Source organism: Parvibaculum sedimenti (genome assembly GCF_009184905.1).
In the GTDB taxonomy this organism is placed as follows: Bacteria; Pseudomonadota; Alphaproteobacteria; order Parvibaculales; family Parvibaculaceae; genus Parvibaculum; species Parvibaculum sedimenti.
In genome coordinates this window covers 268230-282427 of the sequence record NZ_WESC01000001.1, presented here as the reverse complement: position 1 = coordinate 282427, position 14198 = coordinate 268230, and the positions used below count along the sequence as shown (strand labels likewise).

The window sequence follows — 14198 nt, the reverse complement described above, 5'->3', positions numbered from 1 at the left end:
GGGTCAGGCCAGCGGGTCGGCCGTGGAATAGTGCAGGATGACCGGGATGACGGCCGCCTTCAGGCTGGCCGCACCCTCGACCGGCAGATCGACCGGGCGCGGCGCTTCCGCCTCGACCCAGTCGCAGAGCCCGCCCAACGTCCGGTCCGCGGCGAGCGCTGCGCCGATGCTGGCGGCCAGCGTGTCGAAGGCGGCGTCACGGTCGGCGCCTTGCACGACAGCCTCGATCTCGGCGCGATGCTGGTAATGGTAGCGTAGTGGCGACAGCGTCACCTCGGGCTCCCCCGGCTCGCCGTCGCGCAGGATCAGCAGACCCTCGGCGGGCACGCGCTCGGGCAGCACCTCGCCGCGCAGGGCCGTGGCGGGCAGCGCCGAGAGCCGCGCGTGCAGCGCGGTGAGGATGGTTTCTCGGGGAGTGGGCATGCGGAAAACCCTTCGGGATGCGTTGCTAGCTCTTCGCGCTCCGCCTATTCAGAAACTTCAACCGAGAGCATTGGAGATAGTCTTTTGTCCGAAAAACAGGATCATGCGGCCGAAGACGCGCGAGAGATCTGGAACATTCTTCAGACGGCGAAATGCATGGCCCGTTATGACAAGATCAGCCACGAAATCTTGGCTGAACTCCTGGTCTCGATCGCAACCGGCGGCGAGGTTATTGGCGGCAACAACCGCGGATCCGATGTCCGCTCCCCGCAATTTGGCCTCATTGAGGTTAAATCGCGGATCCTCGGCACCGATGGCCCTTACCCCCGCGTTTCGTTGAAGCAGCACAATCTCGATAAGGCGGACTGGTTCGCGGCAGTTCGGTGGCACCGCAACTATGCCCTCTACGACGCGGTCATGCTCCCCAAGCTCGTCGCTCGGGAACTCTACGAGAAGAAGAGGCAGACGACCGGGCTGGCGCACATCGGCTGGGCTGATTGGTCGTCAGCTGCGAGTGCTAAGAACATTCGGGCTGAATGCGAAGATGTGATGCATGGGTTGCGTTAGAACCGCTGATCCGCCCAGTTCGCGACGATCAACCCCGGCACGCTGTCCAACGCCCGGTCTGCGTCCCGCGCCAGATCCAGCCGCTTCGGCAGCTTGACCTGCGGCACCAGCAGGAAGATCGGCGCGGTGACCTTGCCGCGCCCGGTCTTCGATCGCGACACGACAGCCTGCCCCTTCGTGTTCAGCCGTCCCTCGGCCACCAGCAGGCTCGGACCCGCGCGGCGATAGACGAAGCGCAGGCGCAGGCCCCGTCGTCGTTCCCATTCACCGGGCGTGATCCGGCCGCCGCGCAGGGATTTGCCTGCGGCGGGCAGCGGGATCGCCAACCAGAACCCGTCTTTGGAGCGGATCAGCGGTCCCGTGTCATGCGCTCCGACGATGACCGGGGCCTTCGACCAGACCAGCGCCGCCGCATCGAGGCTCTCGCCCGACCTCGGGAAGTTCTGGCTCCGGATCGAATTGGCCAGCCGGGGCCCGAGCCCCGCGCCGGTGATCTGCAACCGCCAGGCGCTCTTCAGCCCGGTCCCGGCCTCTCGCATGGCGGCGGTCACCGCGCGTTCGCCCGCTGCCACCTCCGCCGCCATCATCGCGACGATGTCTGGATCGATGTCGAGCTTCAGTTTCACGCGGGCCTCAGATCGACAGTCCAGACCAGCCGCTCGCGGTCACGGACCGGCTCGCCCTGGATGAGGAAGGCGTCTCCGTCGATCTCGATACGGTCGCCCGGGCGCGGGTTCGCCACCTCGGCGACGCGCAGGTCGATCCTCGTGGTTTCGGACCAGAGCCGCGCGTCGCCGAAATCGCTGATCGCATCCGCACGCCTGGCGACGGCGCGCACCAGCACGGGCGCACCGCCGTCGGCGATATAGACCGCGTCCCGGCCGACATTGGGATCGGCGAAGAGCGCGCCGACGGCGGCGGCGAAGGCGCTCATCAGAACGTCGCGTTCAGGCGCACCCGGCCGATGGTGTCGCCCGCGCCGCTCGCCACCGCCTCGACGGCCACGCCGATGAGGGTGTTGTCGGTCGCGACCGTCGTGCAGCGCTTGTTCGTGTCGTCCCAATAGACCTTGGCGCCGGCGGTCCATGCCTGGGAGCCGACCTTGGTGATGTCGAACACGCCGACGAGCGCGGTCTCGACGGGCTCGCCGAGGGCGGCCGCGCCAGCGGCGATGCCGAAGATGGAACCGACGAGCAGGCCATCGCCGGAGGCGACGGCATAGGGCGCGGTCAGGGTGATGGTATTGCCGGGCTGGACGTAGGTTTTCATGGGGAGGATCCTTTTGGAAAGACGAAGGGCGGCCCGTCAGGACCGCCCGTGTGTCGGGGTTCAGCATGTTGGGGTGCGGGTTACGCGCCCGGGTTCTTGTAGAGACCGCGCCAGTCGATGGCCTTGGCGCCGAAGTCGAGGCGGCACTTGATCTCGACGCCGTCGACGTCGAAGCCGTTCCGCGTCTCGATGTAGGCGCCTTGCTGGCCTTCGAGATAGGCGTACTCGATCGTGTCGATCTGGTTCGGGCTGGCCGCCAGATACCAGGCGGTTTCGCTGACCGCATCGAGCCGCGGCTCGCTGATCGGCGCGAGCGTGCGGATCGATTGCGGCACCACGCTCGCGGTCGCGGCCGGCACCAGGTTCTGCGCGACCAGCTGTTCCGCCTTCAGCTCCAGCGAAGCCGGCACGATCAGGAAGGCGGGGCGGATATTGAGCACCGTCTTCTTGTCGAGCCCGGTCTGCTTGGCCATCGCCGCCCGAGCCGCACCGACCGCATCGACCGCGAGTGCCGCGCCGGTGCCGGCGAGGTTCTTGTGGTTGGCGTGGAACAGCGCGTTGCCGTCGGCCATCGCCGGGTTGGCGGTGATGATGCCCCAGACCACGTCGCTTTCCAGCTGCGCGATGGAGTTGCCGTACATCGCCGGGATCCGGGTGAAGGCGTCGAGATCGTCGTTGATCAGCGTCTGGCGGGTGATCGCGACCACCCGGCCATAGGTCTTGACCTTGTAGCTCTCCTTGCTCTCACCCAGCGTCCCGCGCTTGAACTCGCCGCTCTCGCCGACCTCAAGAAGCTGCGGCGCTTCGCCGAGCTGGACCCGGTGCATGGCCTTGAAGTCGGTGGCCAGCACCTGGCGGCAGAACAGCATGAAGGTGCGGGGATAGGCCTCGTAGGCTTGCCGGAGCGTCTTGTTGGTGACGGCCGAGAGGATCTCGGGGAAGTCCGAGGTCGAGTGCAGCGCGCGCGTCGCCACCTCGTCGCGCGACAGGCCGCGCGTGTTCACCCCGGCATTGCCGAGGCTTTCGCGGGCCAGTTCCAGCAGCGTCATGCCGCGATACTGGCGTGCCGCATCCTCAAGCTGGAAGAGGGTCGGGCTGTAGCGGTGCAGCAGCGCATTCGCCACCGCGTCGCGGCGGGTGATCCTCTCGTCGCGGCCGCCCAAGGGAACCGAGACATGCGGGAACGTTCTGGTCTCGTCGGACTTCGCGGCGACCTGATCGAGGATCAGGCGGCGGGATTCGTCAACGCTGACACCGCGCTTCACCAAATCCTCGGCGAAACCGCGCTCGAGGTTCAGCCGCCCCGCCAGATCGTAAATGGTGGAGACGCGGTTGCGCTCGGCTTCGCGGGCGCGGGTTGCGACGGCTTCGGTGTCGGGCGCAGGAGTTGCCTGCGCCTTCGGTTGGGAGCGGGTCTCGCTGGCGGCGACCTCGGGTTCGGGCGCAGCCGCATTCGGCTCGGTCATGGGGGTGTCCTCGGTTTCGACCGGCTCGGCCGGCTGGGTTGCGGCGTCGCTCGCCGGGGTCTTGGTCTGGTCCGTCATCGGAATGGGTCCTTTCTTGCTGGAAGGGGCGTCCCGGCGGTGGAGGACGCAGTCGTGAAGGGGGTGCTGGGCGCGGAAGCCCGCGGCGGGGTCGGCCCCAACCGCGACGGCGGAGACCTCGAAGGGCGTCCAGTCCACCGCACGCCACAGCTCGCGCGCGGCCTCGGGCTTCGAGACCTCGAAACGGTGGACCTGGTAGCCGATCGAGACCGCGCGGATGTGCCCGGCCTGGATGTCGCGCCAGATCGGCTCGACATCGGCACGCTCGCTGATCCGCACCAAGGCGATGCCGCGGCCATTCTCGATCCGCGCCGAGCCCGGCACGACCGACCCGATCACCGCATCCAGCGTGTCGAGCTCGTGCACCTTCAGGAAGGGCGCGCCCGCGTTCAGCCGGTCGAGCCGCACATGGGCTGGGTCGAGGCTCAGTTCCTCGTCATAGGGTTCGCCGAAGAAGGTCGCGCGGCGGACGCGGGCCCCGGCCGACCAGACCACCTCGACGGTGCGGGTGTCGGCGTCGGCCGTGTTCGGCGCAAGCTCCGCCGACCGGCGCATGGCCGGCAGTTCAATCATCGTGTCCATGAGGGTCAGTCCTGTTGGTCGGCCTGCGCCGAATCATTGTTCGCGTCGGCGGCCGGTTCGTCGTCGGCCGGATCGTTTGTCTGATCGGCGGCCGGATCGTTGCTCTGCGCACTGCCGGTCTTAGTCACGCGCCGCGGGTCGCTGTCGAGCACCAGCCCGAGCGCGTCGAGCTTGGTGTTGGTCGCGGCGATCTCGGCCAGCACCGCGTCGGGGTTGCGTCCCTGCTTCGCGATCACCTCCGCCAGCGTCATGGTGCCGGAGCGGATCGACAGCAGGTTCGCCATCGCGTCCTTCTGCGGATCGACCGCCTCGAACTTCGGCGGCGACCATTCAACCGGCACGGTCGGCGACGGGATCTGCCCCGCCGCCCAGGCGGCTTCCGTGAACCAGCGCCAGACCGGCGCGCAGAACATCGGGATGAACAACTGCCACTGCACGGCGTCGATCTGGCGGCGGAATTCCACCAGCCCGGCCCGGATCGAGGAGTAGTTGACCTGGGACAGGTCCCCCGTCAGCAACTCGTAGGGCACGCGGAACCCGGCCGAGATGGTGTGCAGGCTCGCCCGCTTGTATTCGCCATAGCCGCCGGTGGCCGACGGCTGGTTGAACCGGATGTCCTTGCCGCCACGGGCATAGGCGATCAGCCCCGGCTCGAACTGCTCGACCCGGTTGCCGTCGGCGTCGACCACGGAAGGCGCGATGCCCTGTTGCGCCTCGTCGTCGCCGAACACGATGGCGGTGACGCAGGCCTCGGTCTTCTTGCGGACCAGTTCGGCTACTTCATAGTCGTCGAGATCGCGCAAGCTGCGGATCACCGGCGCGCCCCACGGAACGCCGCGCGCCTGCGTGCGCTGCTTCTCGTAGATGTGCGCGATCTCGGTCGCGGGGACCGGGCGGCTGTCGAGCCCGCCGCGCAGCGCTCCCCAGGCGTCGCCCGGGTGCTCGGCATGCAGCCAATAGGCCCGGCGCCTGCCGACCGAGTCGAACTCGATCCCCTGCACGAGGCGGCCCGCGCCGAGGACGCCGGACTTGGTGGCATCCAGAAAGTCGGCCTCCAGCACCTGCAGTTGCAGCGGCACTTGCAGGCCATCGCTCGCCCGCCGCAGGCGGCGGCGCACCAGAACCTCGCCCGCCTCGACCATCTCGCGGCAGATCAGCGTCTGCATCCCATAGAAGTCGAGCTGACCGTCGGCGTCGCAATCCGCCGTCCAGCGTTCGAACAAGGCATCGACCTTGCGGTCCAGCTTGTCGTCACCGCTGGCGGCGCGCGGCATGATGCCCGCGCCGATGATGTTGTTGACCAGCACCGCCACGGCCTTGGCCGCATGCGGGTTGTTGCGCACCAGATCGCGCATCCGGTCGCGCAGCAGCGCCCCGGCCACGCCGATCTCGGTGTCGGCCGAGGATCCCGGCGCGCGCCAGCCCTCCGTCCGCCGTCCGCGCGCCGCTCCGTCATAGCCCCGTGTCAGGGTTTCGAAGGCCTGTCGCGCCATGACGCGGCGCGCCGCCATGCGCGGGGCCACCTTGGCGATGGCGTGATCGAACCAGGTCGCCGACATCAGCGATCCCCGCGCGAGAAGCCAGCCAGTCCGGCCACCGGCAGTGGACGGCTGACGCCTGCAATGGCACGTTCGATGGTCCGGATGCGGGCGAGCAGATCCTCGGCCGAGCCGTAGTCCACCGACTTGCCGTCATAGCTGACCCGGGTCGTGCCGCTGGCATAGGCACGGCGCAGCGCCGACAACTCGGTTTCCGTCCAGTCGGTCATCTTCAGAACCATCCTCCGCGCCGTCCGAGCCAGTCGGAGCGGCGCTTGCCCTGCGGGGCCTGTCCCGGCCGGTTGATCTGCCCGGCGGGATCGTTGTCGGTGGGGGCGGCCCCGAGCTGATCCTCGAGGTCGCGCCATTTCTCGTCGGGCCAGCGGTCCGCGCCCGCGATCCAGGCGGCGGCGCGGGCATAGACCCGGCAATCCAGCGCTTCGTTGCGCTCGCGGAGCTTCTGCCACTCCAGCCGGGCGAAGCCGCGCTTCGTGCGCACCGTCACCAGCTGCTCGGCCACGAACTGCTTCAGCCATTCGTTCTCGACCCAGTGCGGCAGATGCACCGAGCCGGGCGGGAACGCGGCCCCGTCGGCCATCTCCTCGTCGGTCGGGCGCGCCAGCCGCAGGAAGCGGTAGGTCTCGGCCTTGAAGGTCGACACCGCCACGGTCCAGAGCCGCGCCCCGCGCCGCAGGCGTTTGCCGCCCTCGGTCGCGTCGACGAAGGTCGGCCCCGACACCGGGCTTGAGCGGTTGAACCCCTCGACGCCCTTCACCGGCGACACCTGCCCAAACCCCTGCGCCCGCGACCAGGAATAGACCGCCGGGGCCTCGTAGCCCGTGTCGATGGCGAGCCGCGCGATGCGCAGATGCGCGCCGCGTTCATGCGGCCACGACCGGTCGAGCAGCGCGGTCAGTTCCGACCAGGCGTCGTGCCGATCCGGCCCGCCCTCGATCACGACGTGATCGATGAGCCAGGACTCAAGTCCACGCCCCCACGCCCAGACATCGACCTCGATCCGGTCCTTCTGGACATCGGCCCCGGCGGTCAGGAACAGCCCGCCCGCAGGCACCGTGCCGGACGTCCAGCGCTCGCGCCGGTCATAGAGCCGCTGCCAGTCCGGGGCTTCCCCGGTCTCGACCCAGGTCTCGCCGAGGATGGTGTTGCGGAACGCCTTGATCGCCTCGTCCGACCCCTGTGCCGCGTCCCATGCCCGCACGATCCGCTCCCAGCTCAGCCAGCCGATCGGCGAATAGAGCGCCGAGAGGTGATACCCGACCGTGGTCGGATCGGCGGCCATGGCGGTCGCCCGCCATTCGCCGCCCCCCAGCATCGCCGTCTTGTGGTGTTCCGCGATGGGCGTCTCGCAGCCCTCGCAGTGATATTCCGCCGTCTCCGGGCGACCCTTCTGCCAGCGCAGCCGGTCGAATTTCAGCCACTGCATCGCGCCGCAATGCGGGCACGGCACGAAGAACCGGCGCTGGTCGCTGGCCTCGAACTCCCGCTCGATGCGCGACAGCCCTCGGATGGTGGGCGTCGAGACCAGCAGCACCTTCCGCCGATGGGCGAAGGTCAGCGACCGCGCCTCGGCCAGCGTGACGGGATCGCCTTCCTCGTCGGCGGAGGCCGGATAGGCATCGACCTCGTCGAGGAAGATGTACCGCGCCGGGGTAGACCGCAGGCCGACCGCCGAGTTGGCCCCGGTCATGATCAGGATGCCACCCGCGAATTCCTTGGACAGCATCGTGTTGCCCGCGTCCCGCGAGCGCGCCGGTTTGACCCGCTCCCGCAGCTCGGGGCTCTCGTCGATCAACGGGTCGATCCGCTGGCGCGAGTTGCGCTTGGCCAGTTCCACCGTCGGCTGGACCGCCAGCATCGGCCCCGGCGCCTGGTGGATCGCGAACCCGATCCAGTTGTTGCCAGCCTCGGTCGCGCCGACCTGCGCGGCCTTCATGAATACCACGCGCTGCGCGGCTGCTCCCGGCGAGAGCGCATCCATGATGTCGCGCATGTAGGGCGTGCGCGCGGTGCGGTACCGGCCTGGCTCGGCTGAGGCGCGGCCCGACAGCATCCGGTGCCGGTCCGCCCATTGCGAGACGGTCAGGTCCGGATCGGGCCGGAGCCCGTTGCCCCAGGCGCGCAGGAGATCGGCGACGCCGTCGAATTCGGTCAGATCATCGGACAGCTCATTGTCTCGCTCAGCGGAATTCCGGCCGGACCTCGGCGAGTTCGTCGAGGTGGGCGCGTACATGGATCTCCAGAGCCTTCTGCATCTCGGCCGCCTCCACTCCGAGCTCCGCCGCCATCAGCGCCGCGGCGCGGGACGGCCAATTGACCCATGAATCCCGCTCCTCGCGTGCGAGCCGGAAAACGAGCGCGGTCGCGCGCGCACGATCGATGAGTTCGCCCTTCATCTTCTGAAGCCGGAGGCGGCGCTCCTGGGCTTTCAGCACCTCGTTCGCCGTCTTGGCTTGCAGGAAGGTCGTGCCCCCTCCCGTCGCGGGCGAAGTCAGGCCGCTTTCGCGGAGTGTGTCGCCGACGGCTGAGAGGGCGACGTCCGGCACCGGCTTCAGCTTCGGTGTGGGAGCCTTCCTGGTCTTTGACGGGTCGGTCGTCTCCGCGCGGCGGGCGTCGCTGGCATCGGCATCAATGCTGCCGTCGGAATGGAGGACGACCCGCTCGGCCGCCTTCGCCTTCTGGATCGCGCCCCGTGAAAGGCCCACACGGGCGGCGTACTGGCGTTCGCTCAGCCCCTGCATCTCGACCCGAACTCCTAATTAAATGATGCACTTATCGACTTGATAAGCGCTGCGATCAGAGCCTGTATGGCGTCACCAACAAGGACGGAGACAGCCATGACCAGGACCCCGAGCAAGCCGCAGGCGATCGACGCCTTCATCGCCCGGAAGGCCGAAATCGACGCGATGCTGGAGCGGCTCGCCGCCCTTAGCGCGGACCATTTCGACACCAGCCCTGACGAGATCAATTGGGGCCATGTCGGAACGCTCGCCCACTACGCCGAGCTCCTGAAGCGCATTACCGACGCGGCCTTCAAGGAGGGCGAGCACGCCGAGTGATTTCCGGCATCGCCTGAACTCCGGCCGCGCCGCCCGCGCGGCTTGGGGTCGTAGAAGGGCCGCGATGGTGCGGCCCCGAACACGGAGACGACCCCATGACCAAGCTTTCCGACACGCAAGCAGTGATCCTCAGCGCCGCCGCGCAGCGCGACGGCCATAATGCCTTGCCGTTTCCACCAAACCTGCGCGGCGGAGCTGCCGCCAAGGTGGTGGAGACGATGATCGCCAAGGGCTTCCTCGAAGAGGTCGACGCCAACCTGCGCGAGGGCGAGCCTGTCTGGCGCGAGACCGGCGACGGCCACGGCGCGACGCTGGTCGCCACCGACGCAGGGCTCGCCGCCATCGGCATTGAGCCGGAGGACGCGAACACCGCGCCTGCAGGCGCGATGGACGCGCCGACCGAAGAGCCCACGCCGGACACCCCCACCGAACCCGACCCCGCGCCCAAGGCGCGCACGCCGCGCGAGGGCACCAAGCAGGCCACGCTGATCGCCATGCTGCGCGCGCCGGACGGCGCGACCATCGGGGAGATCATGGTCGCGACCGGCTGGCAGTCGCATACGGTACGCGGCGCGATGGCCGGGGCGCTGAAGAAGAAACTCGGGCTCGAGGTGTCCTCGGAGAAGGTCGAGGGGCGCGGACGGGTCTACAAGCTCCCCGCCGCCTGACGCACCATAGCCCGACGAGATGACGACCGCCGTCCCATTGGGGCGGCGGATCTATCTCCAAGTCCTGCGAACACGTATCTCCTCGAAGATACGTCTGAGGGCATAGCTGCGAATGATCGACACCACCGTGAAGATCGCGCCCATCATCATGTTCTGAGCCAACGTCGCGTGCAGGCCGAACAGCGGAAAGATCGCCATCTGAGCCATGACGGCGATGCCGTAGCCGACGATCACGTTGGCGACGGACTCGACCAGCGACATGATGCGGGACTGCTTCATCCCGTGACCTCATCCATCGGCCAGCAGTTCAGCCGCGAGAGTTCTGAGCGCATGCGCCGTAACCAAGGGGACCACGCCGTTGCCGCAAAGGCGAAGCCGGTCCACCCGGTGGGCCAGCCCATCAGCGCCTCGACGAACAGCGGGTTCAGTGTCCGGCGCGGCTCGGAGGTATCGCGCCCAGCCATCGGCGTCGCCAGGACCTGGCGGCCAAGCAGGCCGTTCACCGGGGTATTCGCAAGGCTCGTCGCCCCATCCTTGTGGTCGCGCGCCGTCGGCGTCATCCACATCCCCGCCGCATGGGTAAGATCGGCCGTTCGGCGCTTGCCCGCGCTCGGCTTGCAGCCGTCGTTCGCCATCGGCGTCGGCCAGTCCCGCGCCATCCGGTCCAGACCCTTCTCGTCCTTCCGCTCGCCACCCCGGCTGCGAAAGCTGTCGATCTGCGGCGTCGGCCACAGCGCGGCCGTCGTCGCCAGGTTCATCCCATGCTGACCCGCCGCCTGCGACGGCGTCGGCTTCGTCTGCCGGTTCTCGTTGGCGCTGGCCCGGGGCGTCGGCCACAGCCGCAGCATCTCGGTCCGGTTCCCGCCACTCGACCGGGTGCCAGAGCAGGCGCGCGGGGTCGGCCAGCTCGTCTCCCTCGCGGATGGCGAGGATGAACAGCCGCTCGCGCTTGTGGGGCGCGCCGACTTCCGCCGCCGTGAAGATGCCTGCCGCAAGGCGGTACCCCATGCCAACCAGTCCTGCGGCGACTTCGGGGAAGCCGAGGCGGAGATGATTGGCGACATTCTCGAGGAAGACGAAGGGTGGCTCGACCTCGCCGATGATGCGGGCGACATGCGGCCAGAGATGGCGCGGGTCGTCCGCGCCCCGCCGCTTGCCCGCGACGGAGAATGGCTGGCACGGATAGCCCGCAGTGACGATGTCCACCGCGCCGCGCCATGGGCGGCCGTCGAAACTGGCAACGTCGTCCCAGACAGGTGCGCGATCCAGGGACGCGTCTTCCATCCGCGCCACGAGGATGGCTGCGGCGTAGGTTTCCCGTTCGACATGGCCCACAGCACGATATCCGGGGATGGCGATGGCGAGCCCGAGGTCGAGCCCGCCTGCGCCGGAGCAGAGGGAGAGGCCGAACAGGCATGTGTCTCCGGATCCGGAAGCGTGTCCGAAGGAAGGTAAAGCCAGGTCATGCATGTCACGCGGTGGTCTTGCGTTTTCGCGCGGGTTCGGGGGCGGCGGCCGTGTCCGGAGCATCGGCGGGGGCTTCGGCGTGGTCGCCCAGTCGCTCGGCCTTCACCTGCGCGAAGATCCGCCCATCACCATCGAGGAGCGCCTCGCGGCCCGTGTCCGCCTGCCAGCGCTCAACGGCGACATCGACATAGGCGGGGCTGATTTCCATCGCGAAGACGCGCCGGCCGTTCGCCTCGCCCGCCATAATCTGCGAGCCGGAGCCGCAGAACGGCTCGTAGCAGAGCCCGCCGCGAGCAACGTGCTGGCGCATCGGGATACCGAAGGCGTCGAGCGGCTTCGGCGTCGGATGGTCCGGCCGCTCGTCCTTGGCGAAGCTGGGCAGCGCCCATGTGGACGCAAGGGTTTCCTCGGCGACCTTTGGCGGGCGCTTGCCCTTGATCCAGCCCATCAAACAGGGCTCGTGCTTCCAGAGGTAGTGCGACCGGGTCAGGACGCCGCGGTCCTTTACCCAGATGATCTGCTGGTGAACGAACGCACCGGCCTTTTCCCAGCACGCTTCCAGCATCGCCTGGCGGCGCGAAGCGTGCCAGCAATACCAGGCGGCATCCTCGGTAATCGCCTCGGCCACGGCCGCGGCGATGAAGCCGTCGTAGAGCTCCGCGCCCTGCGAACTGTCGTCCCACGTGGTGCCGTAAGACGCCGACCAGTCCTTGTTGCGGGTCGGATGGTTGGAGCCATCGTAGTCGACGAGATAGGGCGGGTCGGTTGCGAACAGGATCGCCCGTTCGCCGTTCATCAGGCGGCAGACATCCGCATGGCTGGTGCTGTCACCGCAGAGCAGCCGGTGATCGCCGAGAATCCAGAGATCGCCCGTTTGCGATGCAGGATTGCGGGGCGGTTCGGGGATGGTGACGGGCGGAACACCGCCGCCGCCTTCCTCGCCTTCGCCCTCGGGCACGAATGCCAGCAGCCTGTCCAACTCGCCATCGGAAAAGCCGACCAGCGACAGGTCGAATTCTTCGGCGAGCAGGTCGTTCAGTTCCGCCGACAGCAGCGCCTCGTCCCACGTGCCGAGTTCGGTCAGCTTGTTGTCAGCGATCCGGTAGGCACGGCGCTGCGCCTCCGTCAGATGGCCCAGCACGATCACCGGCGCTTCGCTCAGCCCGAGTTGCGTAGCGGCCAGGACGCGCCCGTGCCCGGCAATCAGCTCGCCGTCCTCGGCCACAAGGCACGGCACGGTCCAGCCGAACTCGGCCATGCTGGCGGCGATCTTCGCGACCTGGTCCGCGCCATGCGCCTTGGCGTTCTTCGCGTAGGGCTGGAGCTTTGCCAGCGGCCACATCTCGATCGCGTCCGGGGCGAAGCTCAGCGTCATGGCGGACATGGTTCCTTGGTCGGGTGGATACCCGGTGGCTTCTGGACTCCGGATGCCGCGCTGGACTCCATGCGGGGTCCAGCGGCCAACAGCGTGTCCGGCAGAAAGGTTTGTGTTTATTGAGGCTTGCGCAGCATGCAGGTGGATCCGGCTTCCGGGTGGCTTCCCAAAAATCCGGCCCTGTCGCTGGCGATATGCCGCGCTTCGCCCGCCAGCATACGAAATCGCCCAGGAAGGACCCGGAAACTCGTCGGTCAGCGAGAGCAAGACCGCGCCGCGCGCGCCTCTCCCGAGGATAGTCAAAAACCTAGCCCGATCCGCCGTTTATGTCCGTTCGAAAACTGTCCGGCGGACACCTTCCTCGCCATCGCTCAGCGCTGCGCCGCCCCAGCCAGCTCGATTACTTTGCGCTTCGAATAGCTGCGGTTGAGCCGCCGACCATTAAGCCGGAATGCGATCACGCAGAGCGCGTAGAGCCAGTGCTCGTGCGCCGCCGACCGCTGCAATCCGACGGTCCAGCAGATGGTCTTCCACCGCTCGCCATGGGCGCGCATCCAGACGATCTTGCCGTCGATCGGATCGAGCCCTACCGTCCAGCTCAGCGTCTCCTCCATCCGGCTGATGGCCGCAGGCGACGGGATGACGCGCATCGGTTTTGGTTCCTGTCCCACCTTGTCGGCGAAACTGTGGATGATCTCCGGCCAGGTGCTGAAGTAGCCCTGCCGTCGCGGTTCGGGCAGGCGCTTGAGAACCGACGCCGCTTCCGCCAGACGTTCCTCGACGAGGCTCGGTGTCCACTCGGTCATCGGCGCGCCTCCTTCGCCTGATCGCGGTCGCCATAGAGCTTCTCGCCGAGTTGCCGGATCAGTTCGCGTTCGGGCCAGGTCAGCCGGTCGTCATCGAGAGAGACCGCGAGGACACGCTGCTCGCGCCAGCCATCGCGCTTGACCTCTTCGGAGCTGCGGCGCCGGCCGCCATATCCTCGTGGCGTCCACCTCACAGCACACCTCCCCGGGTCTCCATCGCCCAGAGCAGGAGCGCGATGGCGTCGGCCTCGTTGTCGTCGGCGGGCTGGAACCCGCGCTGGCGCATCGCGGCGAGCACGGCGTCCTTGCCGGCATTGCCCTTGCCGGTGGCGAACCGCTTGATGGTGCCGACCGGCACGCCCTGATAGGCGACGCCCTCGCGCTCGCACCATGCGGTCAACGTCGCCAGGAAGCCGCCGTAGAGGTGGGCGGCGTCGGTGCCGATGTGGCGGCGGACCTCCTCGAAATAGATCGCGGCCAGTCCGCCACTGTCGTCGGCCAGCTGTTCGAGCCAGTGCTGGAAGCGCAGGTAGCGCATGCCGCCGCCGTCGAAGCGGCTGGGCCGGAAGGACACGGTGCCGCTGGTGATCAGGCCGTCATGGCCGCGGATCGCCCAGCCGGTCGATGTGCCGAGGTCGAGCGCGAGGATGGTGCTGCCCGCAGCCGCAGAGGCGACGGGTGCAGGTGGGCAGTCGGCTACAAGGAGGGGTGATGGATGCATGCTCATGCGGGTCGATCCTGTTCGAGTGTTGTCGGAGATGAGAGGTCCGGCACGCCATGCGCGCGCGAAGCCCCTGGGGGTGGGCGAGGGAGAACCCGCCTGCGGCGTTCTCCCCCACCCCCGAAGGGGGTGGCTTTACCCCCTAAACTTGACGCCACCAG

18 protein-coding genes and 1 pseudogene are annotated in these 14198 nt (G+C 68.2%); 3 read left to right on the top strand and 16 right to left on the bottom strand.

Annotation, left to right across the window (positions count from 1 at the left end; genetic code table 11):
- Positions 1-3: 3 nt before the first annotated feature.
- A complete protein-coding gene (locus F2P47_RS01385; protein ID WP_152214363.1) occupies positions 4-423 on the bottom strand; it encodes an acyl-CoA transferase in 420 nt (139 codons plus the stop codon).
- Between the two features lie 84 nt (positions 424-507).
- Here F2P47_RS01385 and F2P47_RS01380 point away from each other — a divergent pair, with 84 nt between their 5' ends.
- Positions 508-990 (top strand): hypothetical protein, encoded by a 483-nt coding sequence (locus F2P47_RS01380; protein ID WP_152214362.1) that lies wholly within the window; start codon positions 508-510, stop codon positions 988-990.
- On the opposite strand, the gene F2P47_RS01375 is transcribed toward F2P47_RS01380, so the two are convergent.
- The 8 genes from F2P47_RS01375 to F2P47_RS01340 form a co-directional block, all read right to left on the bottom strand.
- Entirely contained in the window at positions 987-1616 is a 630-nt protein-coding gene (locus F2P47_RS01375; protein ID WP_152214361.1) for a DUF6441 family protein, read from the bottom strand. The genes F2P47_RS01380 and F2P47_RS01375 overlap by 4 nt on opposite strands.
- Positions 1613-1924, bottom strand: coding sequence for a head-tail joining protein (locus F2P47_RS01370; RefSeq protein WP_152214360.1), 312 nt, complete (start codon positions 1922-1924; stop codon positions 1613-1615). Before F2P47_RS01370 ends, F2P47_RS01375 begins: the two co-directional genes overlap by 4 nt.
- Complete coding sequence (locus F2P47_RS01365) at positions 1924-2259, bottom strand: DUF2190 family protein (RefSeq protein ID WP_152214359.1); 336 nt, start codon at positions 2257-2259, stop codon at positions 1924-1926. The genes F2P47_RS01370 and F2P47_RS01365 overlap by 1 nt, the downstream gene beginning before the upstream one ends.
- An 80-nt stretch (positions 2260-2339) precedes the next feature.
- Positions 2340-4385 (bottom strand): prohead protease/major capsid protein fusion protein, encoded by a 2046-nt coding sequence (locus F2P47_RS01360; protein ID WP_152214358.1) that lies wholly within the window; start codon positions 4383-4385, stop codon positions 2340-2342.
- Positions 4386-4390: 5 nt separating this feature from the next.
- Positions 4391-5944, bottom strand: coding sequence for a phage portal protein (locus F2P47_RS01355; RefSeq protein ID WP_152214357.1), 1554 nt, complete (start codon positions 5942-5944; stop codon positions 4391-4393).
- On the bottom strand, positions 5944-6153 hold the full coding sequence (locus F2P47_RS01350) for a phage head-tail joining protein (protein ID WP_023851464.1): 210 nt from the start codon (positions 6151-6153) through the stop codon (positions 5944-5946). Before F2P47_RS01350 ends, F2P47_RS01355 begins: the two co-directional genes overlap by 1 nt.
- Before the next feature lie 2 nt (positions 6154-6155).
- Complete coding sequence (locus F2P47_RS01345; protein ID WP_246176684.1) at positions 6156-8174, bottom strand: phage terminase large subunit family protein; 2019 nt, start codon at positions 8172-8174, stop codon at positions 6156-6158.
- Complete coding sequence (locus F2P47_RS01340) at positions 8122-8682, bottom strand: hypothetical protein (protein WP_152214356.1); 561 nt, start codon at positions 8680-8682, stop codon at positions 8122-8124. The genes F2P47_RS01345 and F2P47_RS01340 overlap by 53 nt, the downstream gene beginning before the upstream one ends.
- A gap of 96 nt (positions 8683-8778) precedes the next feature.
- Between F2P47_RS01340 and F2P47_RS01335 the strand changes: the two genes are divergently transcribed.
- Both F2P47_RS01335 and F2P47_RS01330 read left to right on the top strand, forming a co-directional pair.
- Positions 8779-9000: a hypothetical protein gene (locus tag F2P47_RS01335; RefSeq protein ID WP_152214355.1), complete on the top strand. Its 222-nt coding sequence runs from the start codon at positions 8779-8781 to the stop codon at positions 8998-9000.
- Positions 9001-9095: 95 nt separating this feature from the next.
- Entirely contained in the window at positions 9096-9668 is a 573-nt protein-coding gene (locus tag F2P47_RS01330; protein ID WP_152214354.1) for a DUF3489 domain-containing protein, read from the top strand.
- Positions 9669-9719: 51 nt separating this feature from the next.
- On the opposite strand, the gene F2P47_RS01325 is transcribed toward F2P47_RS01330, so the two are convergent.
- The 7 genes and pseudogenes from F2P47_RS01325 to F2P47_RS01300 all read right to left on the bottom strand — a co-directional run bounded on the left by F2P47_RS01325 (position 9720) and on the right by F2P47_RS01300 (position 14043).
- The gene (locus F2P47_RS01325; RefSeq protein ID WP_152214353.1) at positions 9720-9947 is read right to left on the bottom strand and encodes a DUF7220 family protein; all 228 of its coding nucleotides are present in this window, start codon (positions 9945-9947) and stop codon (positions 9720-9722) included.
- Positions 9944-10516: a hypothetical protein gene (locus F2P47_RS17845; protein ID WP_246176698.1), complete on the bottom strand. Its 573-nt coding sequence runs from the start codon at positions 10514-10516 to the stop codon at positions 9944-9946. Before F2P47_RS17845 ends, F2P47_RS01325 begins: the two co-directional genes overlap by 4 nt.
- Positions 10517-10631: 115 nt before the next feature.
- Positions 10632-11138 (bottom strand): annotated as a pseudogene (locus F2P47_RS17840) (DNA cytosine methyltransferase); the annotation flags it as partial.
- A 1-nt stretch (position 11139) separates the two neighbouring features.
- The gene (locus tag F2P47_RS01315; protein ID WP_152214351.1) at positions 11140-12510 is read right to left on the bottom strand and encodes a site-specific DNA-methyltransferase; all 1371 of its coding nucleotides are present in this window, start codon (positions 12508-12510) and stop codon (positions 11140-11142) included.
- A gap of 371 nt (positions 12511-12881) precedes the next feature.
- A complete protein-coding gene (locus tag F2P47_RS01310; protein ID WP_152214350.1) occupies positions 12882-13316 on the bottom strand; it encodes a DUF6362 family protein in 435 nt (144 codons plus the stop codon).
- On the bottom strand, positions 13313-13510 hold the full coding sequence (locus F2P47_RS01305) for a hypothetical protein (RefSeq protein WP_152214349.1): 198 nt from the start codon (positions 13508-13510) through the stop codon (positions 13313-13315). Before F2P47_RS01305 ends, F2P47_RS01310 begins: the two co-directional genes overlap by 4 nt.
- Complete coding sequence (locus F2P47_RS01300; protein ID WP_246176681.1) at positions 13507-14043, bottom strand: crossover junction endodeoxyribonuclease RuvC; 537 nt, start codon at positions 14041-14043, stop codon at positions 13507-13509. The genes F2P47_RS01305 and F2P47_RS01300 overlap by 4 nt, the downstream gene beginning before the upstream one ends.
- Positions 14044-14198 lie beyond the last annotated feature (155 nt).

Bases quoted from the DNA above. Each gene is read 5' to 3' on its own strand.
- F2P47_RS01385 (WP_152214363.1), bottom strand. From the start codon at position 423: ATGCCCACTCCCCGAGAAACCATCCTCACCGCGCTGCACGCGCGGCTC.
- F2P47_RS01370 (WP_152214360.1), bottom strand. From the start codon at position 1,924: ATGAGCGCCTTCGCCGCCGCCGTCGGCGCGCTCTTCGCCGATCCCAAT.
- F2P47_RS01365 (WP_152214359.1), bottom strand. From the start codon at position 2,259: ATGAAAACCTACGTCCAGCCCGGCAATACCATCACCCTGACCGCGCCC.
- F2P47_RS01360 (WP_152214358.1), bottom strand. From the start codon at position 4,385: ATGGACACGATGATTGAACTGCCGGCCATGCGCCGGTCGGCGGAGCTT.
- F2P47_RS01355 (WP_152214357.1), bottom strand. From the start codon at position 5,944: ATGTCGGCGACCTGGTTCGATCACGCCATCGCCAAGGTGGCCCCGCGC.
- F2P47_RS01350 (WP_023851464.1), bottom strand. From the start codon at position 6,153: ATGACCGACTGGACGGAAACCGAGTTGTCGGCGCTGCGCCGTGCCTAT.
- F2P47_RS01345 (WP_246176684.1), bottom strand. From the start codon at position 8,174: ATGTACGCGCCCACCTCGACGAACTCGCCGAGGTCCGGCCGGAATTCC.
- F2P47_RS01340 (WP_152214356.1), bottom strand. From the start codon at position 8,682: ATGCAGGGGCTGAGCGAACGCCAGTACGCCGCCCGTGTGGGCCTTTCA.
- F2P47_RS01335 (WP_152214355.1), top strand. From the start codon at position 8,779: ATGACCAGGACCCCGAGCAAGCCGCAGGCGATCGACGCCTTCATCGCC.
- F2P47_RS01330 (WP_152214354.1), top strand. From the start codon at position 9,096: ATGACCAAGCTTTCCGACACGCAAGCAGTGATCCTCAGCGCCGCCGCG.
- F2P47_RS01325 (WP_152214353.1), bottom strand. From the start codon at position 9,947: ATGAAGCAGTCCCGCATCATGTCGCTGGTCGAGTCCGTCGCCAACGTG.
- F2P47_RS17845 (WP_246176698.1), bottom strand. From the start codon at position 10,516: ATGCTGCGGCTGTGGCCGACGCCCCGGGCCAGCGCCAACGAGAACCGG.
- F2P47_RS01315 (WP_152214351.1), bottom strand. From the start codon at position 12,510: ATGACGCTGAGCTTCGCCCCGGACGCGATCGAGATGTGGCCGCTGGCA.
- F2P47_RS01310 (WP_152214350.1), bottom strand. From the start codon at position 13,316: ATGACCGAGTGGACACCGAGCCTCGTCGAGGAACGTCTGGCGGAAGCG.
- F2P47_RS01300 (WP_246176681.1), bottom strand. From the start codon at position 14,043: ATGAGCATGCATCCATCACCCCTCCTTGTAGCCGACTGCCCACCTGCA.